Below are 19,308 nucleotides of genomic sequence, written 5' to 3' on the forward strand. Positions count from 1 at the left end.
CAGCTAGAGCGCCGTTACACCCTGCGCGGCGGCCTGCTGTTCCAGCACGGTGATAATCTGGTAGGCCGAACGCGGCACCAGGCTGAAATCGCCGATCAGCAGGCGGTCGCTGACCGCCTCATCCAGCATCGCCCGGGCGCCGGCGCGCAGGATTTCCACCTGTTCCGGCGGCGTGCCTGCCGCTGTGATCAGCGGCAGTCCGGGCACCGCCGCCGTGCGGCCGATGATTTTCAGCCCCTCCAGCGCCTGCGGCTGCGCGCGGCGCAGCAGTTCCATGCTGATCGAATCGATGGCGGCGATATCCGCCTGCCCGCTGCGGATCAGCTTCAGCGACTGATAATGCGCGCCGGAAGCGATAGCCGTACCAAAGAATTTCCCGTCCTGCGCCAGCGGCGCGATCAGCGCGCGCAGGCCATTGTAGCCGGACTGGGAATCGGTGCTGTTATAGGCCACCGTCCGACCGCGAAAATCCGCCAGCCGTTCGCCGGGATCGCCCGCGCGCACCACCAGCCAGCTGCGGTAATTCGGCCCGTCGCACCCTTCAACCCGGTAATGGTAGGTGCCGATCAGCTGCACCTGCGACAGGGTGCTGACCAACGGATAACCGCAGGTTTGGCTGAGCAACAGATCGTCGCGCCGCCAGTGCTGCGCCAGATCGTCCGGCCAGCTGAGCCGTTCCGGCGCCGCCGGCAACCCCAGCCGCAGCAGCTTGCCACGCAATACCTGCCAGAAGGATTCGGCCTGCTCCCGGCCAACGCCGTACATCGGTAGAGACACCTGCATCATTTCCCCCTTACCCCGCCGGAGTGGTCGCCAGCGTCTGCTGGCGCCAGGCGGTGAGATAACGCACCCAACGTTCGAACAGCATATCGGTGATAATAGCCAACAACGCCACCACCGCCGCGCCCTGGATCACATAGGCGGTGTTAAACCCGCTCAGGCCGATGATGATCGGCGAGCCGAGGGTCTTGGTGCCGACGGTGGAAGCGATGGCCGCCGTGCCGATGTTGATGATCACCGACGTGCGGATCCCGGCGACGATCACCGGCGCCGCCAGCGGCAATTCGACCCGCCACAGAATTTGCCAGGCGCTCATCCCCACGCCGCGGGCAATCTCGCGCGTGGCGGGCGGCACCGATTCGATGCCCGCCAGCGTGCCCTGCAGGATCGGCAGCAGGCCGTACAGCACCAGCGCAATGATCGCCGGCTGTTCGCTGAAGCCCATCACCGGCACCGCCACCGCCAGCACCGCCACCGGCGGGAAGGTCTGCCCCACCGCCACCACCGTTTCCACCAGCGAACGAAACTCCCGGCCGCTGCGCCGGGTGACGGCCACGCCGGCCGCCACGCCGAGAGCCACCGCGATCAGGCTGGAGATCGCCACCAGCGACAGGTGCGCCCCCACCAGCGCGATAAAGCTGTCCTGCTGATAAATGGGCCGCTCCAGATCGGGGAACCAGGCGGCGAACAGGCCGCGCAGATGATCCATGCCGAACACCAGCGCTAACAGCAGCGCCAGCGTCCAGGGCAGCGGATCGCGCAGCAGGCGCCAGACGCGCCCGCTCATGACAGCGCCTGCCCGGCGATCAGATCGTTGAAGTGCAACACCCCCAACGCTTCGCCCCGTTCATCCACCACCGGCAGGCAGTCGCTGCCGCGCGCCACAAACACCGACAGCGCCTCGCGCAGGCTCATGGCGGCGGCGATCGGTTCGCCCTCGGCGGCGCCGGGCCGCACCCGCTCCGCCACCGTTCCCAGCGACAGCAGCTTGATGCCGCGATCGCTGCGCCCGAAGAAATCCCGCACGAAGTCGTTGGCCGGCGCGGTCAGCAGCGCCAGCGGCGTGCCCTGTTGCACCACCCGCCCCTGATCGAGCAGCACCAGGCGGTCCGCCAAGCCCAGCGCTTCATCGATGTCGTGCGTCACCAGCACGATGGTGCGGCCGGAGAGCTGATGAATGCGCGCGATCTCCGCCTGTAGCGCCGCACGGGTGACCGGATCCAGCGCGCCGAACGGTTCGTCCATCAGCAACACCTCGGGATCGGCGGCCAGTGCACGCGCTACCCCGACCCGCTGCTGCTGCCCGCCGGACAGCTGGTGCGGATAGCGGCGACGAAACAGATCCGGCTCCAGATGCAACAGCTCCAACAGTTCGGTCACCCGATCGCGAATGCGCGCGCACGGCCATTTCAGCAGCTGCGGCACGGTGGCGATGTTCTCCTCCACCGTCCAGTGCGGAAATAGGCCGATCGACTGGATCGCATAGCCCATGCGCCGCCGCAGATCCTGCGGTTTGAACGACTGGATCTCTGCGCCGGCAAAGAGAATCTTGCCCCGATCGTGTTCGATCAGGCGATTGATCATTTTTAACGTCGTGGACTTGCCGGAACCCGAGGTGCCGATCAACACGGTGAATTCGCCTTCGGCGATGTGCAGCGTGAGATCGTCGACCGCCGGCTTGCCCTGAAAAATTTTGCTGACTTGCTCAAAGTGAATCATCGGCGCGATACGTCCAGGATTGAAACCCAAAATTTAAACAGCGAATCGACGATGACCGCCATCATGACCACCGGGATCACCCCCAGCAGAACCAGATCCAGCGCGCTGCTGAGCAGCCCCTGGAACACGATGGCGCCAAAGCCGCCGGCGCCGATCAGCGCCGCCACCACCGCCATGCCGACGGTTTGCACCGCCAGGATGCGCACGCCGGTCAGGAACAGCGGCAGCGCCAACGGCAGCTGCACGCGCAGGAAGATCTGCCCGCGCGTCAGCCCCATGCCGGTGGCGGATTCGATCACCCCGGCCGGCACGCTTTGCAGCCCCGCCACCACGCTGCGCACCAGCGGCAACAGCGCGTACAGCACCAGCGCCACGATCGCCGGCGCCATGCCGATGCCGCTGACGCCGTGCTCCGCCAGCCAGGGCACCGCCGTCGCCAGCCCCGCCAATGGCGCGATCAGCAGGCCGAACAGCGCGATGGACGGCACGGTCTGGATAATGTTCAGCGCGGAGAAAATCGGCCGCTGCCAGCGTTCGGAGCGAAAACACAGCACCCCGAGCGGCACGCCGATCGCCAGCGCCGGCGCCATCGTCGCCAGCAGAATCGTCAGGTGCTGCAGCAGCGCGGCGTCAAACACCTCCTGGCGATTGTGGTACTCCTTCAGCAGCGACAGCTGATCGAGCTGATGCCCGAACAGCAGCAGCGCCGGCGGCACCAGCACCAGCGCGTTGCCCAGCATGCGCCACAGGTGCGACGCGGTGATGCGCGCCATGGCGTCGGCGGCGATCAGCAGGCTCAGCGCCATCGTCAGCCAGCATCCGCTGCCCCAGGAGGTGCGCGCCAGGCGCGATCCCTCCTGCGCCAGGCGTTCGGCGGCCTGCCCGCTGATCCAGAAAGCCAGCGTCAGCACCCCACAGGCGGCCAGCGCCGCCAGCAGCGCCCGCCCCCGCGTCGGCGGCAACAGGCTGAGGACTGCCAACGCCGCCAGCGGCAACAGCAGCCACAGCGCCGGGCCGTGCAGCAGGGAGAACAAGGAGAGACTTTTGCCCGACAACAGGCGATTGGGGGCATAACTGAGGAACGGCAGGCCGAAAGCGGCCAGCAGCAACAGCATGAACAGCGTCAACAAGACGCGATGTTTTACGACGATAGTCAAAGAAACGCTCCGGCTCCCTCGGTTTACCCCCTCTCCCGACGGCAGAGGGGGCACCTCGGCATTATCCCTTAACAAACCCTTTCTCTTTCAGGTAAGCGGCCGCCACCTGTTTGGCGTCCTGGCCTTCCACGGCGATCTGCGCGTTGAGTTTTTGCAGCGTCGGCCCGTCCAACGAGGCGAACACCGGCTTGAGCAGCTCAGGCAGATTGGCGTGCGCTTTCAGCGCCGCTTCGCGCACGATCGGCGCCGGCGCATAAATCGGCTGTACGCCTTTCGGGTCCGCCAGCGTCTGCAACCCCAGCGCCGCCACCGGGCCATCGGTGCCGTAGGCCATCGCCGCGTTGACGCCAGAGGTCTGCTCCGCCGCCGCCTTGATGGTCACCGCCGTGTCACCGCCGGCCAACGACAGCAGTTGGTCCTGATTCAGTTTGAAGCCATAGGCATTCTGGAACGCCGGCAGCGCATCCGGCCGCTCGATAAATTCCGCCGAGGCCGCCAGCTTGAACTTGCCGCCGCCGTTGATCCACTTGCCGAGATCCGACAGCGTCTTCAGATGGTTGGCCTCCGCCACGTCCTGACGAATGGCGATGGTCCAGGTGTTGTTGGCCGGCGCCGCATCCAGCCAGACGATTTTGTTTTTGTCGTAGTCGAGCTTTTTCACCTTCTCGAAGCCGGCCTGGGCGTTCTTCCACGCCGGATCTTTCTCATCGGAGAAGAAAAACGCGCCGTTGCCGGTGTATTCCGGGTAGATGTCGATCTCGCCGGAGGTGATGGCGCCGCGCAGCACTTTGGTGGTGCCGAGCTGCAGCTTGTTGGTGGTCTTGATGCCGTTGGCTTCCAGCACCTGCACGATGAGGTTGCCGAGCAGCGAACCTTCGGTATCGATCTTGGAGCCGACGCGCACCGAGTCGGCCGCCTGCGCCAGACCGCCGGTGGCCAGCAGGGCCAGTGCGACGGCAAAGGAACGTCCGCGTGATAAGGTGATTGCCATACTTTTCCTCTGGTTATATGTTTTCCGGCTCATGGGCCGGTTAGGTTGGAAAATCCTGAGAAACGCGCTTCCAGCGCGCAATAAATTTTTCCGTCGGCAGGGCATCGCCTTCCCCCTGCGGTTCATCGGCGCGCAATGGATGAACGCCAACGTCGATCGGCGTTAGGGCGTAATCGCGCAGCCACTCGCCATAGCCTTGCGCGACAAATCCCTGGCTGCGCCGCTGATACGCCTCAAGCTCCGCCAGATAAACTTCGCGCAACCCATACCAGGGCAGGCCGGGCAGATCGTGATGCACTAAATGGTAGTTCAGATTGAGAAACAGTAGCCGCCACGGCCAGCCCGCCTCATTAATAATAGAACGTGCCTGCGGTGCGTCCACGGCGCGATGCTCAAAAAACGATCTTACCTTGGTCAGCGCCAGTGCCGGGTAGCTGATGGCCAGCAGGTAAAACGCCGTGCCGATACCCTGCGCCTGCAGCCAGTTCAGCAACATCGCCAACAGCGACAGGTGCACCAACCACCTTGCCCAGGCGCGCCACTCCCCGGCGGCGAGCGCCTTCGTCGCCCCGGCCAAGGTCGCGGCGATATCCAGCGCCGGGCCGAGAAGTACCCGGCCGATCAGCGTATTGCGCACGGCAGCCAGCAGCGGCAACAGGCGGGGATAGCGCCGCCACTGCGCGGCGCTGAAGTAATAGCTTTCGGGATCTTCGTACGGATCGGTCAGGTGGTCGTTGCGGTGGTGGCGCAGATGCGAATCGCGATACAGCCCGTAGGGATACCACACCGCCAGCGGCAACAGGCCGAACAGCTGATTGACGCGCGGCCAGCGCGTCGGATGGCCGTGGATCAGCTCGTGTTGCAACGACAGGTACCAGGTGGTCAGGAGGATCAACAGCGGCGCGCCAAGCCACGGGCCCAGCGTTTGCCATCCCATCGCCACGCCGAACCAGCCGCCGTACACCGCCGCCATGATCCCCCAGGTGGGCAATTCCATTCGCCAATACCGGCGCCGATAAAGCTGCCTGATTCGTTCGCGCTGTTCGGGGTGCAAATAGTGGGCGTGGGACATGCTGCGGCTCGCGGTAAGAGATTTTCTCCCAGTATCCGTGAGCCGTAGCGGCGTTCAAAATAACGAAAATGGCAAAGCTAAGTGAAAATTCAGCGGGTTGCGTACTCGTAAAAGCGAAAAAACGGGCCGCGGAGGCGGTAATATCAGTCAGTTAAACCTGACTGGCATTTTTTATCCCATCTTTGTGTGTTTCGTGTAGCCTGAATTGCCGTAAATGTTCCGCATTTCTCTGTTACTACAATGAACGGCAATTGGAGGGGCCGAAGGCGCGGCCCCTCCACCCGCGCCTTCGCTTAACACCGTCTGTCCGCTGTGCGGATACCCTCGCCGCGTCTGCATTGTCGGGCGGGTCGGCTGCGACAAACGTCCCTGTTAGTCTCGCCTCAACCGGCCTTCCCTGGCCGGTTGCCCCTGACAACGCCGTCTTGCTCGGCAGCCGGTGATGCACACTAAAGGTCAACACCCAAGCAGGCAGCTACCGCGCTATCTGTCCGTTATGAGTTTATGGCAGAGAAGAGGAATTGGAGATGAGCACGGTATTGGACGCCCTTGAAGACGCCGAACGCAGGCATAGCGCATTAGGAGAAACCGCCATGGACGGCGGTTTCAGGTGAGACAGGCAGGGACGCCTGTCGCAACCGGCCTCAATGCGGTATGGCGGAGGGAGGGGAGTTGGCAAAGCCAACCGTCTGATAGGGCAAAGGCGCGGGTTGCCAGGGGCCGCGCCTTCGGCCCCTGGCTCGGTCGAGGTGCAGGAGCCTCATGATGCACCTCTCATTTATCGACCGAAAACGTCACGAGTACTTCAAAAAAAACGCTAACAGACAAGCATTAACCACGCAGGCGGCCCGTCCTTTACCTCCCTTCAGGGAACGAAATCGAGCACCACGGCGTTGAACAGCGCGTACTCAGTGGCGGTGGCCATCGGCGGAAACTGCGCGTGCTGCACCGCCGCGCTGGCCGCTGCGCACAGTGGCGCGTCGCCTCTTACGATCTTGCTGCTCGCCAGCTTGCCGTCCGGCCGCAGACGAATGCTGATGGTGCAGCGTTGGCCGCGCGCGCGTTCAGGCAAACGCAGCTCGCGGCTCACCGCGTTATGCACCCGCACCGGATAGCTGAGCGGTGCCGTGGCCTGCGTCTCGGCCTGCGGCTCCGGCAACGGGATGCCGGCCTGACGCCCGGTGCCGCAGCCGCTCAGCAACAACAACGCCAACAGGCCTAGTGTTTTTTTCATTCCCGATGTCCTTATTGGGGGATTTATCCTTATCGAGCGGCCCTCACTGCGCCGCCGGGTAAGCCTCGCCGTCATCCGCGAAACGCTGCAGCCGCTCACGCCACCACTTGGCCGCCAGACCGCTGGCGCTTTCCCGCCAGCCGAAATAGGCAACGTCGCTGCAGCGTTCAGATTCCACGCGTTTCGCCACCAATTCCCCGCTGTTCAGGTAAGGTTCCGCCAGAGAACGCGGCAGATAGCCGCAGCCCAGCCCGGCCAATTGCGCCTGCAGCTTGGCGTCGAAGCCGAAGACCGTCAGCGTATCCTGTTCTTCCAGCAGGTTCAGGCTCTGCGGCGCGTTGACCCGCGAGGTGTCGCGCACCACCACCGCCCGGTGCTGACGGATTTCGTCCTTCGGCAACGGTTCCGGTAGCGCCGCCAGCGGATGCTTCGGCACGACGGCGAACACGTAATCCAGCTGCCCCAGCCGGCTGAACGCATAGCCCACCCGCGACGGCGGCTCGCAGATGGCGCCGATGATAATGTCGGCGCAGCCATAAACCAGCGATTCCCAGGAACCGGCCAGCACCTCGTGGCTGAAACGCAGCCGGGTATGATGATGCTGCCGATAGAACTCGTCGATCAGCGGCAATAGGCGGGCGAACGGGAAGGAAGCGTCGATCCCGAGCGTGATCTCGCTTTCCCAGCCGTTCTCCACGTAGCGCGCCTGCTGCTCCAGATCCTGCGCCGCTCGCAGCAGCACCCGGCCTTTTTCCAGCATCAGCTTGCCGGTATCGGTGAACTTCGCCCGGTGGCCGGAGCGGTCCAGCAGGGTGATGTCGAGATCGTTCTCCAGCTTCTGCACCATATAGCTCAGCGCCGAAGGGGTTTTAAACAGTGCGGCGGCCGCGGCGGCGAAAGATCCGTGCCGGTCCAGCGCGTCCAAAATCAGCAACGCTTCCAGGTTTAATCTCATGCTTTCTCCCGTGTATAAAAAAACTCAACAAGTCGGCAAAAATTCTGCGGTATCTTTGAAATCGCCCTCTGCCTACCATGGGTTTTATCGGCGTTACACTCATCAGATGTTCAACCGAGATATCACTGGGAAGGTAAATTATGTCCAAGTTTCAACTGCTTGATAAAGACAACTCCGCATTGATTTTTATCGACCATCAACCGCAAATGGCCTTCGGCGTGGCTAATATTGATCGTCAGCAACTGAAAAACAACGTTGTTGGTTTGGCGAAGGCAGGCAAGATTTTCAACGTCCCTACCCTTTTCACCTCAGTCGAAACCGAAAGCTTCAGCGGCTATATCTGGCCGGAACTGCTGGCGGTACACCCTGAAATCACCCCGATTGAACGCACCTCGATGAACTCCTGGGAAGACGCGGCCTTCGTTAAAGCCGTGGAAGCCACCGGCCGCAAAAAGCTGGTGATCTCCGCGCTGTGGACCGAAGTGTGCCTGACCTTCCCTGCGCTGATGGCGCTGGAAGCCGGCTATGAAGTGTATGTGGTGACCGACACCTCCGGCGGCACCTCCGTCGACGCGCACGAGCGTTCGATCGAGCGCATGGTGCAGGCCGGCGCCGTGCCGGTGACCTGGCAGCAGGTGCTGCTGGAGTACCAGCGCGACTGGGCGCGCAAAGACACCTACGACGCGGTGATGGCGCTGGTGCGCGAACACAGCGGCGCGTACGGCATGGGCGTCGACTACGCTTACACCATGGTGCACCACGCACCGGCTCGCACGGTGAAATAATCCCCTTGCCCCGGCCCTGCGCCGGGGTATTTTCAGGAGTCGGTTTTATGGCCCATCCGCAGCATGTCACGCTGGTGATCACCCACCGTTTGGCGCCGGGGAACGAGCAGGCCTATGAGGCTTGGCTGAACCGCATCATGCCCGACGCCGCGGGCTTCACCGGCCATTTGGGCGTCAACGTCATCCGCCCTTCCGGCGACGAACAGGCCTATACGGTGTTGGTCCGCTTCGACAACCTCGACAACCTGTACCGCTGGATCCACTCGCCGCTGCGCAAGCAATACATCGAAGAAGTCACCCCGCTGCTGCTGGAGAGCGACCATATCGAGATCCGCCCCGGCGCGGAGTTCTGGTTTACCCCGCCCAACCCCGGCGTGCGCCAGCCGCCCCAGTGGAAGCAGTTCATCATCACCCTGCTGGTGATTTTCCCTTCCACCAATCTGGTGCCCTGGTTTTGGGGGTTGGTGCTGCCGCAGTTGGACGGCACGCTGCTCGGCCATTTTCTCAATGACGCCACCGTGGTCGCCCTGGTGGTGTACCTGTGGATGCCTATCGTGACTCGCGTTTTTCATCAATGGCTGACCCGCCGCTAGGCGGTTCGCCGGGAGAATGTTATGAACCACCACGCTTCATTGATCATCACCAACGGCAAGTTTCACACCGTCGATCGCCAAAATCCCACCGCACAGGCGGTCGCCATCCGCGACGGCAAGTTTCTGGCGGTCGGCAGCGAAAGCGAAGTCATGCAGCACGCCGGGCCGGAAACCCAGGTGATCGATCTGCACGGCCACACCGCCATTCCGGGCCTGAACGACTCGCACCTGCACCTGATCCGCGGCGGCCTGAACTATAACCTGGAGCTGCGCTGGGAAGGCGTACCTTCGCTGGCCGACGCCCTGCGCATGTTGAAAGAACAGGCGCTGCGCACGCCGAACCCGCAGTGGGTACGGGTAGTCGGCGGCTGGACCGAATTCCAGTTCGCCGAGCGCCGCATGCCGACGCTGGACGAGATCAACCAGGCGGCGCCGGACACGCCGGTGTTCATTCTGCACCTCTACGATCGCGCGCTGCTCAACCGCGCGGCGCTGAAGGTGGTCGGCTACACCAAAGACACACCGAACCCGCCCGGCGGCGAGATCCAGCGCGACGCCAACGGCAACCCGACCGGCATGCTGATCGCCAAGCCCAACGCCATGATCCTGTACGCCACGCTGGCGAAAGGGCCGAAGCTGCCGCTGGAGCAGCAGGTCAACTCCACCCGCCAGTTTATGCGCGAGCTGAACCGTCTGGGCCTCACCAGCGCCATCGACGCCGGCGGCGGCTTCCAGAACTACCCGGAGGATTATCAGGTGATCGCCGAGCTGCACGAGAAAAAGCAGCTGACCCTCCGCATCGCCTATAACCTGTTCACCCAGCGGCCGAAGCAGGAGCTGGAAGACTTCGAGCTGTGGACCGACATGCTCAAGCCGGGCCAGGGCACCGACTTCTATCGCCACAACGGCGCCGGCGAGATGCTGGTGTTCTCCGCCGCCGACTTCGAAGACTTCCTGCAGCCGCGCCCGGATCTGCCGCCGGGCACCGAGGACGAGCTGGAACGGGTGGTGCGCCATCTGGTCGAGCACCGCTGGCCGTTCCGCCTGCACGCCACCTATGACGAATCCATCAGCCGCATGTTGGACGTGTTCGAGAAGGTGAACCGCGACATTCCGTTCAACGGGCTGCACTGGCTGTTCGATCACGCCGAAACCATTACCGAGCGCAATATCGAGCGGGTCAAGGCATTGGGCGGCGGCATTGCGGTGCAGCACCGCATGGCGTTCCAGGGCGAATATTTCGCCGACCGCTACGGCATCGAAGCCACCAAACATACGCCGCCGGTGGCGAAAATGCTGGCGGCCGAACTGCCGGTCGGACTGGGCACCGACGCCACCCGCGTCGCCAGCTACAACCCGTGGACGGCGCTGTACTGGCTGGTTTCCGGCCGCACCGTCGGCGGCATGGCGATGTACGACGACAGCGCCCGCCTGGATCGCGAAACGGCGCTGATGCTGTGGACGCAAGGCAGCGCCTGGTTCTCCACCGAACAGGGCAAGAAAGGCCAGATCAAGGTCGGCCAGTTGGCGGATGTGGCGGTGCTGTCGCAGGACTATTTCAGCGTGCCAGAAGAGCAGATCAAAGGCATCGAGTCGGTGATGACGGTGGTGGACGGCAAGGTGGTCTACGCCGCCGGCAGCTTCTCGCCGCTGGCGCCGCCGCCGCTGCCGGTGCTGCCGGAGTGGTCGCCGGTCACCCAGGTGCCGGGCCACTACCGCTCCGCGCCGCCATCGACGGCGGCCAAAGTCGGCGTGCTGAGCCAGGCGCACCAATGCTGCGGCCCGTGCGGTGTACACGCGCATCAGCATGACATTGCGCGCCGCTCCAGCATCCCGGTGTCGGACGAGAATGCCTTCTGGGGCGCGTTCGGCTGTTCGTGCTTCTCATTCTAAGTTGCCAGGTCAGCAACTTATTATGTAACTAGCTTAATAAGATATTAAGTTAGCAACATAGCAAACTAATGGCGCTGTCCACGGGAGAGCGCCATTTCATTTTCAATCGCGGTTGATCTCCAGCCAGCGCCGCTGCTCGGCGGAGGCGGCTATCGCATCCAGCACGCAAGACACCTTCCAGCCTTCTTCAAAGTCCGGCCACATGCGATCGCCCGCGGCGATGCCATTGACCAGATCGCGGATCTCCACCGTCTTCTGATCGTTAAAGCCGATGCCGTGCCCGGCGCTGATGCAGAACGCCGCGTAGTCCGGGTGCTTCGGCCCTACCAACAGCGTTTTGAACCCTTGCCGCTCCGCCGGCTCATCGTGCCGATACAGCTTCAGCTCCGCCATCCGTTCCTGGGTATAGCTCAGCGTGCCCTTGGTGCCGGTGACCACATAGGTCAGCCCCATCTTGCGCCCGCAGGCAATGCGCGAGGTTTCGATAGTGCCCATCGCCCCGCCAGCGAAACGCAGCAGCGCGCTGGCCTGATCTTCGTTTTCCACCGGCAGCAGGCGCGCCGGGTCTTGCGGATCCGGACGCTGTTTGATCACGGTCTGCATATCGCCGGAAACCGCCACGATATCGCCCACCAGGTAGTGGGCCATATTGACGATGTGCGCCGCCAGATCCCCCAGCGCACCCAGCCCGGCGCTGGCGCGACGGCAATGCCAGTCAATCGGCGTGCGCGGGTCAGCCAGATAATCCTCATTGTGGGTGCCGTAAAAATGCACCACTTCGCCGATTTCGCCGTTGGCGATGATCTCGCGCGCCAGCTGGCTGGTCGGGTTCTTCATGTAGTTGAAACCGACCAGCGTTTTTACGCCCTTGGCGCGGGCGGCCTGCACCATCTCCGCCGCGTCGGCGGCGTCCAGCGCCAGCGGCTTTTCCGAATACACGTGCTTGCCGTGGCGTATCGCCTCCAGCGCCATCTCTTTGTGCAAGAAGTTGGGCGCGCAGATGTCCACCACGTCGATCGCCGGATCGGCCACCAGCTGCCGCCAATCGCCGGTCGAACGCGCAAAACCGAACTCGCCGGCGCGCTGCGCCGCCAGCTCGGGCGTCACTTCCGCCAACATCTCCAGCACCAGCTCCCCTTTCAGAGGAAAGACCGTGGGGGCCTGCGCATAGGCGATAGCGTGACAACGCCCGATATAACCGGTGCCGATTAACCCAACGCGTACCTGTTTCATCATTTTCTCCCGTGATCGAAATCCTGCGTAGAACAAGGCGTCGCTCAATGAAACGCGCCCTCTGATAACGGGTTTATATGGAATATAAATTTCAATAACAAGCACACGGGAAAATAAAGTTCATATTCGTGATGCCGTTCATGAAACGTTGACGGGATAATGCAACGAGGAAAGTCCGGACACGGCGGGTCGTATCCGGACGAGATAAAATGAACCGTTTATTTCATATCACGGTAAACCGTTGGCGCCGTGCTGCACGTAGCCAGGGCGTTGCAGCAGGCGCTGCTGATAGGCCGCCAGCGCCGCATAATTCGGCCGCTCGAACGGCGTCATCAGCCAGCGGTTCAGCGACAGCCCCAGCACCACGTCCGCCAGCGTGAAGGCGGCGCCGGCGGCATAAGGGCCGTGCTGCGCCAAATGCTTGTCCAGCAACCCCATCAGCCGGTTCCACTCACGCTCGGCGGCGGCCAGGCTGGCGGCATCCTGATAATCCGCATGCCCACGCACCCGAGACATGAACACATAGCGCCAGGCGCCGTTCAGATCGGTGGCCTGCCAGTCCATCCACATCTCCACCGCCGCGCGCGCGCCGGGTTCCTGCGGCAGCAGATCGCGGCGCCCTTCTCGCCCCACCAGATAGCGGCAGATGGTGTTCGACTCCCACAGCACCCGCTCGCCGTCGATCAGCACCGGCACCAGGCCGTTGGGATTCAGCGCCAGAAACGCCGGCTCCTGCGTGGAGCGAAAGCCGCTGCCCCAGTCCTCCCGCGCCAACGGCAGCCCCAGCTCCTGGCAGGTCCACAACACCTTGCGCACGTTGATCGATGAAGCCTTGCCCAAGACTCTCAGCATCGGTTTTCCTTATTCTTTCCAGAACGGTTTATAGCCTTCACGCAGCGCTTCCGCACGCGACAAACCAATATCGATCAGCCGTGCATCGTCCAGCAATAATAATTCTTTTCGCGTCCTGTAACGTTGCAGATACAGACGCCAGCGTGACCAACCTGATGAGCGCCGCCGCGGCGCGCCAGTAAACAGAGCCATCTTGTTATTCTCCCTGATGTTTTCGCGTTGCAGTCATCATGCTCGCCGAGAGAAAAACAATACAGATTCACGCTGGTGCTATTTTTTTCATACAGCTGCACCAAAAAACCTGCTGAATGGTTTACTTTGAAAGCATCTGTACCGGTTTTTTAACCCTTATCACCGATGAGAGACCTCTGTATGACACGCTACGCCACGCTGGCCGCCATTCTCAGCCAACGCATTCAGCAAGGGTTGTATCCGGCCGGCCATCGCCTGCCTTCGGTGCGCGCGTTGAGCCAGGAGCACGGCGTCAGCATCAGCACGGTGCAGCAAGCCTACCGGCTGCTGGAGGAGCAGCGCCTGGTGGAGGCGCGGCCGAAGTCGGGCTACTTCGTGCAAACGCGGCGCGCGCAGGCCGAGCTGCCCGCCATGACGGCGCCGGTGCAGCGGCCGGTGGACATTTCGCAATGGGAGCAGGTGCTGGAGCTGGTGCGCAGCCGGCCGCGCGAAGGTCTGATCCAACTGGGGCGCGGCATGCCGGATATCGCCGAGCCGACGATGAAACCGCTGATCGTCGCCCTGCGCAACGCCGCCCGCCACGGCGACCTGCGCAGCCTGTATTACGACAGCATTCAGGGCGTGGCCGCGCTGCGCGAACAGGTCGCTCGTCTGTTGCTGGATTCCGGCTGCCAAATCAGCCCCGATCAGTTGCTGATCACCACCGGCTGTCAGGAAGCGATCTCCGCCGGGCTGCGCGCCGTTTGCCAACCCGGCGACATCGTGGCGGTCGATTCGCCCTGCTTCCACGGCACCATGCAGACGCTGAAGGGCCTGGGCATCAAGGCGCTGGAAATCCCCACCGATCCGCTCACCGGCGTCAGCCTGGCGGCGCTGGAGATGGCGCTGGAACAATGGCCGATCAAAGCGATTCTGCTGACGCCCAACTGCAACAACCCGCTGGGCTACATCATGCCCGACGCCCACAAACAGCGGCTGCTGACGCTGGCGCAACGCCACGACGCGGCGATCATCGAGGATGACGTTTACGGCGACATCGCCTATCACTACCCGCGGCCGCGCACCATCAAGTCATTCGACGACGACGGCCGCGTGCTGCTGTGCAGCTCGTTTTCCAAAACGCTGGCGCCGGGGCTGCGCGTAGGCTGGATCGCGCCCGGTCGCTACCTGGAGCGGGTGCTGCACATGAAATTCATCGGCTCCGGCGCCACCGCCACCCAGCCGCAGCTGGCGATCGCCGAATTTATCCGCGGCGGGCACTATCTGCAGCACCTGCGGCGCATGCGCGCCCGCTACCAGCAGAACCGCGACCGCATGACCGACCTTATCCTGAAGCACTTCCCGGCCGGCACCCGCGTCAGCCGGCCGCGCGGCGGCTTTATGCTGTGGATCGAACTGGACGAAGCGTTCGACACCCTGCGGCTGAACCGCCACCTTGAGCCGCAAGGCGTACAAATCGCCGCCGGCAGCATTTTTTCCGCCGCCGGTAAATACCGTAACTGCCTGCGCATCAACTATGCGCCGACGCTGACGGCGGAGATCGAACAGGCGGTGCAGCGGGTCGGCGCCACCATCCAGCGGCTGATGCCAAGCGGCGTGCTGCAACCTCAGCCGGAGTGAAGCAAAAACTCCGCCACCCGGCGGCGCAGATGTTTGATGCCCTGCGGATGGTGAATAAACTGCGCCACCGGCATCATCTGCCAGCGCTGGCCTTCATCGCCGAAGCGAATGGCGGCGATCTGCGCCGGGGCGATCTCGCCGGCCATAAACCAGGTCGGCGGGGAGCCGGGCAAAATGCCGTCGTAACGCCGCCGCCAGATAACCTGGCGTTCGGCGATCGCCACGCCGAATTCTTCCTGCGTCTCCCGCTGCACGCACTGCAGCGGCGTTTCGCCGTTTTCCCGCCCGCCGCCGGGCAGATCCCACAGGCCGGGCCACGGAATGCCCGGCTTGTCGTCCCGTTGGTAAACCAGCAAGCGATCGTCGCACAGCAGCGCGATCTTGGCCCCGCCAAACGCCTCGTCCGTCATGTTTTCTCCGCCCCTTGCCCATCCTCTTTGACTGAACATCATACTTCATCCCCGCGCGGCCTGGTGTATAGTGAAAATCCGTTTTCACAACAGGCGAACAATAACGATGAACTCTCCGTTTCTGGTGACCCCTCAATGGCTTGCGCAACATATCAACGATGAAAATCTGGTGGTGATCGACGTCCGGATGTCGCCGGTCGGGCTGACGCCGAAGAAAGACATGCTTGCCGAGTTCGAACGCGGCCATATTCCCGGCGCGGTCTATTTCGATATCGACGAGGTGGCGGACAAAAACACCGCGCTGCCGCACATGCTGCCGACGGCGGCGGAGTTTGGCGCGGCGGTGGGCAAGTTGGGCATCAGCGAACGCGACACCCTGGTGATTTACGATGAGGGCAACCAGTTCTCCGCGCCGCGCGGCTGGTGGACCTTCCGCAATTTCGGCGCCCGGCATGTTTACGTGCTGGACGAAGGGCTGAACGGCTGGACCGCGCTGGGCCAGGCGCTGGCAACCGGCCCGGCGCAGCCTGAGCCGCAGACGTTCAACGCCCGGTTCAATGCCGACGCGGTGGTGGATATGCGGCAAGTGGAACAGGCGTTAGGCACGCCGGTGCAAATTCTCGACGCGCGCGCCGCGCCGCGCTTTTATGCCGAAGCGCCTGAGCCGCGCCCCGGCCTGCACCGCGGCCATATTCCCGGCAGCATCAACATTCCGTACGGCGAACTGCTGGAAAACGGCCGCTTCAAATCGCTGGAGGCGCTGCGCCAAACCTTCAGCGACAAGGGTGTGGACATCAACGGGCCGATCATCACCAGCTGCGGCTCCGGCGTGACGGCGGCGGTGCTGGCGTTCGGCCTGCTGTCGCTCGGCGCGCCGCAGGTCAAGCTGTATGACGGCGCCTGGAGCGAATGGGGCCAGCTGAGCGGCAAGCAGCCTATCGCCAAAGATTAGGTTTCGATCCGCTCGACCACGATCTGCGCCAGCCGCTGCACGGCGGCGGAAGGCTGATCCTCGGCGCGGTGCAGCACCACGCCAAGCTGGCCGAGAGCGGGCAGCAGATCGGGCGCCAGCGGCGCCAGGCCGGGCGGCAAACCCGCCGCCGTGCGCACCGTAACGCCCAATCCGGCGTTCACCGCCGCCCACACGCCGTTCAGGCTGCGGCTGGTAAAGGCGATGCGCCAGGGAATGCCGGCGCGATCCAGCGCCTGCGTCGCCGCGCTGCGCATCAGGCAAGGCGCGTCGAACATCACCAGCGAAAGCGGCTCATCCCCTTCTCGCCACGGCGCCAGCGCGAAGCCGGGCGACGCTATCCAGTGCAGCTGCCGCTGCCCCAGCGCCTGATGAAACGGCGTGCTCAAGCCGCCATCCCACGCCAGCGACAGATCCAACTGGCCTTTCAGCACCCAGTCGATCAGCTCGGCATTGCGGGCGATGCGCGCCTCAATGCGCACCTTCGGATTGGCGCGCGCGAAGCTGCCCAATACCTGCGGCAGAAACGTCTCGCCGAAGTCCTCCTGCAGCCCCAGCCGCACCGTACCCTGCAGATCCAACCCGCGCACCGCGGCGGCGGCTTCGTCATTGAGCTCCAGCAGGCGGCGCGCGTAGCCGAGCAGGGTTTCCCCCGCCTCGGTCATCACCATGCCGCGCCCGGCCTTGCGCAGGATCGGCGCGCCGACCTGCTGTTCCAGCTTTTTCAAATGGGCGCTGACCGCCGACGTCGAGCGCCCTAACCGTTCAGCGGCCTTGGCGAAGCTGCCCAGTTCGACGCCGGTAACGAAGCTGCGTAAATCCTCGAGATCGAACGTTATTCGCCCCATGCTGACCATCCTGATTTTCTGAACCATCAATCAAAATAATACCGATTTTACTGATAAAGATGGCGTGTCACGCTCTCCAGGTCAATGTCTTTCCGGAGAATCCTTATGCTCGCGATGCAATACCGTTTCACCCTGCCCGCCGATTACGACATGGCGATCGTCCGCCGCCGCATCGCCGATTTCGGCCATCGGCTCGACGCCTGCCCACAGCTGATCGTCAAAGCCTATCTGTACGCGCAGCGCAGCGAAGGGAGCGCCGAGAATCTCTATGCTCCCTTCTACCTGTGGAACAGCAGCGCCGGCATGAGCGACTTCCTGACCGGCGAAGGTTTCAGGGGCCTCAGCCAGGCGTTCGGCTGGCCGCGCGTCAATCATTGGCTGCCGTGGCTGGCGCATTTCGATCGTCCTCATCTGACCGAGGCCGCCTGGGCGACCTGCCAGGAACGGGCCATCATCCCCTACAGCGATCTGCCTGCGCTGCGTCGGCAACAGCAAGCGGCGCCCGGCGCGCTGGCCTCCATCGTGGCGTTCGATCCCGCCGAGTGGCGGTTAGTGCGGCTGGATTTATGGCGTGAACCGCCGCAGTCCCCCGCACAAAACGGCCAGCTGTTCCGCGTCGGCCATCTGTCCGTCCCCTTTGACCACACTGCGCCGCGGGTTGACAGTCAAACTTGATATTGATAATCATTATCAACACTAAACATTCATTTGCGGTTCGCGGGATGCGGGCCGCTCTCCGGGGTCAACCGCCATGCCGTCATCACCGATCACACCTTACGCCACCACCTGCTGCATCGTGGGGGGCGGCCCCGCCGGGCTGATGCTCGGCTATCTGCTGGCGCGGGCGGGGATCGACGTGACGGTGCTGGAGAAGCACGCCGACTTCCTGCGCGATTTTCGCGGTGACACCATTCACCCGTCGACGCTGGAAGTCATGCACCAGCTGGGCCTGCTCGATGAACTGCTGACGCTGCCGCACCAGCGCGCCGAATCCCTGCACGCCGAAGTCGCCGGGCGCGACATCAAGCTCGCGGATTTCACCCGCCTGCCGACGCGCTGCAAATTTATCGCCTTTATGCCGCAGTGGGAGTTCCTCAACTTTTTGGCGCAGCAGGCCGCCGCATTCCCCCATTTCAGGCTGCTCACCTCGACGCAGGTTCATGAGCTGCTCTACGACCGCGGCCAGGTATGCGGCGTGCTGGCCGACACGCCGGAAGGGCCGATCCGCGTGCGTAGCCAGCTGGTGATCGGCACCGACGGCCGCAACTCGGTGGTGCGCGAGCAGGCGGCGCTCAGTAGCCGCTCATTCGGCGCCCCGCGCGACGTATTGTGGATGAAGCTCAGCAAGCAGCCGGGCGATCCGGCCTGGTCGATGGGCCATACCGGGCCGAAGCAGAACTTCATCATGATTGATCGCGGCGACTACTGGCAGTGCGGCTACTCGATCGATAAAGGCAGCTTCGACGCGATCCGCCGCAGCGGCCTGGAGAAATTTTTGCTGCACCTCGCCGAGGTGGCGCCATTCCAGGACGATCGCCTGCAGGAGATCGTCGAGTGGGATCAGGTGAAGCTGCTGAGCATCCGCATCGATCGTCTGGATCGCTGGGCCAAACCGGGGGTGCTGTGCATCGGCGACGCCGCGCACGCCATGTCGCCGATCGGCGGCGTGGGCGTCAACCTGGCGATTCAGGACGCGGTGGCCGCCGCCAACGCCCTGATCCCGCCGCTGCGCCAGCATCGGCTGCAGCTGAAGCATCTGCTGAGCGTGCAGCGCCGGCGCGAATTCCCCACCCGGGCCACCCAGTTTTTGCAGATCAAAATGAGCCAGCGCAAGCCGGGCGAACGCCGCCCAGCGGGCGGTTCGCGCCTGATCGCCCGCGTCGGCAACAGCCGCTGGCTGCCGCGCCTGTTCGGCCGCATCATCGGCCTGGGTTTTCGCCGTGAAACGCCGCGACATCTTGAAAATTAACCCGCTATACTCATCGGTTCCCGCTTCGATGAGGT

Annotated in this window: 20 protein-coding genes; 7 read left to right on the forward strand and 13 right to left on the reverse strand. The window is 63.5% G+C overall.

The window, feature by feature from the left end; all coding sequences use genetic code 11:
- Positions 1-3: 3 nt before the first annotated feature.
- The 8 genes from ACYF6X_RS13380 to ACYF6X_RS13415 all read right to left on the reverse strand — a co-directional run bounded on the left by ACYF6X_RS13380 (position 4) and on the right by ACYF6X_RS13415 (position 7,908).
- Complete coding sequence (locus ACYF6X_RS13380) at positions 4-765, reverse strand: phosphate/phosphite/phosphonate ABC transporter substrate-binding protein (protein WP_080473363.1); 762 nt, start codon at positions 763-765, stop codon at positions 4-6.
- A gap of 28 nt (positions 766-793) precedes the next feature.
- Entirely contained in the window at positions 794-1,567 is a 774-nt protein-coding gene (locus ACYF6X_RS13385; RefSeq protein WP_048233049.1) for an ABC transporter permease, read from the reverse strand.
- Positions 1,564-2,499, reverse strand: coding sequence for an ABC transporter ATP-binding protein (locus ACYF6X_RS13390; protein ID WP_460923854.1), 936 nt, complete (start codon positions 2,497-2,499; stop codon positions 1,564-1,566). Before ACYF6X_RS13390 ends, ACYF6X_RS13385 begins: the two co-directional genes overlap by 4 nt.
- Positions 2,496-3,650 carry an ABC transporter permease gene (locus tag ACYF6X_RS13395; RefSeq protein ID WP_277986708.1) on the reverse strand — a complete coding sequence of 385 codons (1,155 nt, stop codon included), beginning with the start codon at positions 3,648-3,650 and terminating at the stop codon, positions 2,496-2,498. Before ACYF6X_RS13395 ends, ACYF6X_RS13390 begins: the two co-directional genes overlap by 4 nt.
- A 67-nt stretch (positions 3,651-3,717) precedes the next feature.
- Positions 3,718-4,647 (reverse strand): glycine betaine ABC transporter substrate-binding protein OsmF, encoded by a 930-nt coding sequence (gene osmF, locus ACYF6X_RS13400; protein WP_060442279.1) that lies wholly within the window; start codon positions 4,645-4,647, stop codon positions 3,718-3,720.
- 40 nt (positions 4,648-4,687) lie between these two features.
- Positions 4,688-5,719, reverse strand: coding sequence for a fatty acid desaturase (locus tag ACYF6X_RS13405; protein WP_130018414.1), 1,032 nt, complete (start codon positions 5,717-5,719; stop codon positions 4,688-4,690).
- An 865-nt stretch (positions 5,720-6,584) separates the two neighbouring features.
- Entirely contained in the window at positions 6,585-6,953 is a 369-nt protein-coding gene (locus tag ACYF6X_RS13410; RefSeq protein WP_063991274.1) for a cell envelope integrity TolA C-terminal domain-containing protein, read from the reverse strand.
- Positions 6,954-6,996: 43 nt separating this feature from the next.
- On the reverse strand, positions 6,997-7,908 hold the full coding sequence (locus ACYF6X_RS13415) for a LysR substrate-binding domain-containing protein (RefSeq protein WP_130018413.1): 912 nt from the start codon (positions 7,906-7,908) through the stop codon (positions 6,997-6,999).
- Between the two features lie 140 nt (positions 7,909-8,048).
- Here ACYF6X_RS13415 and ACYF6X_RS13420 point away from each other — a divergent pair, with 140 nt between their 5' ends.
- The 3 genes from ACYF6X_RS13420 to ACYF6X_RS13430 are packed head-to-tail and all read left to right on the forward strand — an operon-like array spanning position 8,049 to position 11,179.
- Positions 8,049-8,693, forward strand: a complete 645-nt coding sequence (locus tag ACYF6X_RS13420) for a hydrolase (RefSeq protein ID WP_046686653.1) — start codon at positions 8,049-8,051, stop codon at positions 8,691-8,693.
- A gap of 47 nt (positions 8,694-8,740) precedes the next feature.
- Positions 8,741-9,286, forward strand: coding sequence for an antibiotic biosynthesis monooxygenase (locus tag ACYF6X_RS13425; RefSeq protein WP_038880135.1), 546 nt, complete (start codon positions 8,741-8,743; stop codon positions 9,284-9,286).
- Between the two features lie 21 nt (positions 9,287-9,307).
- Positions 9,308-11,179, forward strand: a complete 1,872-nt coding sequence (locus ACYF6X_RS13430; protein ID WP_130018412.1) for an amidohydrolase — start codon at positions 9,308-9,310, stop codon at positions 11,177-11,179.
- A 102-nt stretch (positions 11,180-11,281) separates the two neighbouring features.
- Here the strand turns inward: ACYF6X_RS13430 and ACYF6X_RS13435 are convergent, their stop codons facing one another.
- The 3 genes from ACYF6X_RS13435 to ACYF6X_RS13445 form a co-directional block, all read right to left on the reverse strand.
- Positions 11,282-12,412, reverse strand: coding sequence for a Gfo/Idh/MocA family protein (locus ACYF6X_RS13435; protein WP_130018411.1), 1,131 nt, complete (start codon positions 12,410-12,412; stop codon positions 11,282-11,284).
- A 228-nt stretch (positions 12,413-12,640) separates the two neighbouring features.
- Positions 12,641-13,264, reverse strand: coding sequence for a glutathione S-transferase family protein (locus ACYF6X_RS13440; RefSeq protein ID WP_130018410.1), 624 nt, complete (start codon positions 13,262-13,264; stop codon positions 12,641-12,643).
- A gap of 9 nt (positions 13,265-13,273) precedes the next feature.
- The gene (locus ACYF6X_RS13445; protein ID WP_130018409.1) at positions 13,274-13,456 is read right to left on the reverse strand and encodes a DUF1127 domain-containing protein; all 183 of its coding nucleotides are present in this window, start codon (positions 13,454-13,456) and stop codon (positions 13,274-13,276) included.
- A gap of 180 nt (positions 13,457-13,636) precedes the next feature.
- Here ACYF6X_RS13445 and ACYF6X_RS13450 point away from each other — a divergent pair, with 180 nt between their 5' ends.
- Positions 13,637-15,076 (forward strand): aminotransferase-like domain-containing protein, encoded by a 1,440-nt coding sequence (locus ACYF6X_RS13450; RefSeq protein WP_130018408.1) that lies wholly within the window; start codon positions 13,637-13,639, stop codon positions 15,074-15,076.
- On the opposite strand, the gene ACYF6X_RS13455 is transcribed toward ACYF6X_RS13450, so the two are convergent.
- Positions 15,064-15,486 (reverse strand): NUDIX hydrolase, encoded by a 423-nt coding sequence (locus ACYF6X_RS13455; RefSeq protein ID WP_130018407.1) that lies wholly within the window; start codon positions 15,484-15,486, stop codon positions 15,064-15,066. The genes ACYF6X_RS13450 and ACYF6X_RS13455 overlap by 13 nt on opposite strands.
- Before the next feature lie 106 nt (positions 15,487-15,592).
- Here ACYF6X_RS13455 and sseA point away from each other — a divergent pair, with 106 nt between their 5' ends.
- Complete coding sequence (gene sseA, locus ACYF6X_RS13460; RefSeq protein ID WP_130018406.1) at positions 15,593-16,438, forward strand: 3-mercaptopyruvate sulfurtransferase; 846 nt, start codon at positions 15,593-15,595, stop codon at positions 16,436-16,438.
- On the opposite strand, the gene ACYF6X_RS13465 is transcribed toward sseA, so the two are convergent.
- Positions 16,435-17,304 carry a LysR substrate-binding domain-containing protein gene (locus ACYF6X_RS13465; RefSeq protein ID WP_107227471.1) on the reverse strand — a complete coding sequence of 290 codons (870 nt, stop codon included), beginning with the start codon at positions 17,302-17,304 and terminating at the stop codon, positions 16,435-16,437. The genes sseA and ACYF6X_RS13465 overlap by 4 nt on opposite strands.
- 105 nt (positions 17,305-17,409) lie before the next feature.
- On the opposite strand from ACYF6X_RS13465, the gene ACYF6X_RS13470 reads away from it, so the two are divergent.
- Positions 17,410-17,979 carry a DUF4865 family protein gene (locus ACYF6X_RS13470; protein ID WP_063991264.1) on the forward strand — a complete coding sequence of 190 codons (570 nt, stop codon included), beginning with the start codon at positions 17,410-17,412 and terminating at the stop codon, positions 17,977-17,979.
- 76 nt (positions 17,980-18,055) lie between these two features.
- Positions 18,056-19,273 carry an FAD-dependent oxidoreductase gene (locus ACYF6X_RS13475; RefSeq protein WP_130018405.1) on the forward strand — a complete coding sequence of 406 codons (1,218 nt, stop codon included), beginning with the start codon at positions 18,056-18,058 and terminating at the stop codon, positions 19,271-19,273.
- The last annotated feature ends 35 nt before the right edge of the window (positions 19,274-19,308 follow it).

This window comes from Serratia sp. ID 25-353 (genome assembly GCF_054792795.1).

Excerpts from the sequence above, each read along its gene's own strand:
- ACYF6X_RS13475 (WP_130018405.1), top strand. The coding sequence starts at position 18,056 with ATGCCGTCATCACCGATCACACCTTACGCCACCACCTGCTGCATCGTG.
- ACYF6X_RS13415 (WP_130018413.1), bottom strand. The coding sequence starts at position 7,908 with ATGAGATTAAACCTGGAAGCGTTGCTGATTTTGGACGCGCTGGACCGG.
- ACYF6X_RS13430 (WP_130018412.1), top strand. The coding sequence starts at position 9,308 with ATGAACCACCACGCTTCATTGATCATCACCAACGGCAAGTTTCACACC.
- ACYF6X_RS13455 (WP_130018407.1), bottom strand. The coding sequence starts at position 15,486 with ATGACGGACGAGGCGTTTGGCGGGGCCAAGATCGCGCTGCTGTGCGAC.
- ACYF6X_RS13440 (WP_130018410.1), bottom strand. The coding sequence starts at position 13,264 with ATGCTGAGAGTCTTGGGCAAGGCTTCATCGATCAACGTGCGCAAGGTG.
- ACYF6X_RS13470 (WP_063991264.1), top strand. The coding sequence starts at position 17,410 with ATGCTCGCGATGCAATACCGTTTCACCCTGCCCGCCGATTACGACATG.
- ACYF6X_RS13425 (WP_038880135.1), top strand. The coding sequence starts at position 8,741 with ATGGCCCATCCGCAGCATGTCACGCTGGTGATCACCCACCGTTTGGCG.
- ACYF6X_RS13405 (WP_130018414.1), bottom strand. The coding sequence starts at position 5,719 with ATGTCCCACGCCCACTATTTGCACCCCGAACAGCGCGAACGAATCAGG.
- ACYF6X_RS13435 (WP_130018411.1), bottom strand. The coding sequence starts at position 12,412 with ATGAAACAGGTACGCGTTGGGTTAATCGGCACCGGTTATATCGGGCGT.
- ACYF6X_RS13390 (WP_460923854.1), bottom strand. The coding sequence starts at position 2,499 with ATGATTCACTTTGAGCAAGTCAGCAAAATTTTTCAGGGCAAGCCGGCG.
- ACYF6X_RS13385 (WP_048233049.1), bottom strand. The coding sequence starts at position 1,567 with ATGAGCGGGCGCGTCTGGCGCCTGCTGCGCGATCCGCTGCCCTGGACG.
- sseA (WP_130018406.1), top strand. The coding sequence starts at position 15,593 with ATGAACTCTCCGTTTCTGGTGACCCCTCAATGGCTTGCGCAACATATC.
- osmF (WP_060442279.1), bottom strand. The coding sequence starts at position 4,647 with ATGGCAATCACCTTATCACGCGGACGTTCCTTTGCCGTCGCACTGGCC.
- ACYF6X_RS13450 (WP_130018408.1), top strand. The coding sequence starts at position 13,637 with ATGACACGCTACGCCACGCTGGCCGCCATTCTCAGCCAACGCATTCAG.
- ACYF6X_RS13380 (WP_080473363.1), bottom strand. The coding sequence starts at position 765 with ATGTACGGCGTTGGCCGGGAGCAGGCCGAATCCTTCTGGCAGGTATTG.
- ACYF6X_RS13445 (WP_130018409.1), bottom strand. The coding sequence starts at position 13,456 with ATGGCTCTGTTTACTGGCGCGCCGCGGCGGCGCTCATCAGGTTGGTCA.
- ACYF6X_RS13410 (WP_063991274.1), bottom strand. The coding sequence starts at position 6,953 with ATGAAAAAAACACTAGGCCTGTTGGCGTTGTTGTTGCTGAGCGGCTGC.
- ACYF6X_RS13420 (WP_046686653.1), top strand. The coding sequence starts at position 8,049 with ATGTCCAAGTTTCAACTGCTTGATAAAGACAACTCCGCATTGATTTTT.
- ACYF6X_RS13465 (WP_107227471.1), bottom strand. The coding sequence starts at position 17,304 with ATGGGGCGAATAACGTTCGATCTCGAGGATTTACGCAGCTTCGTTACC.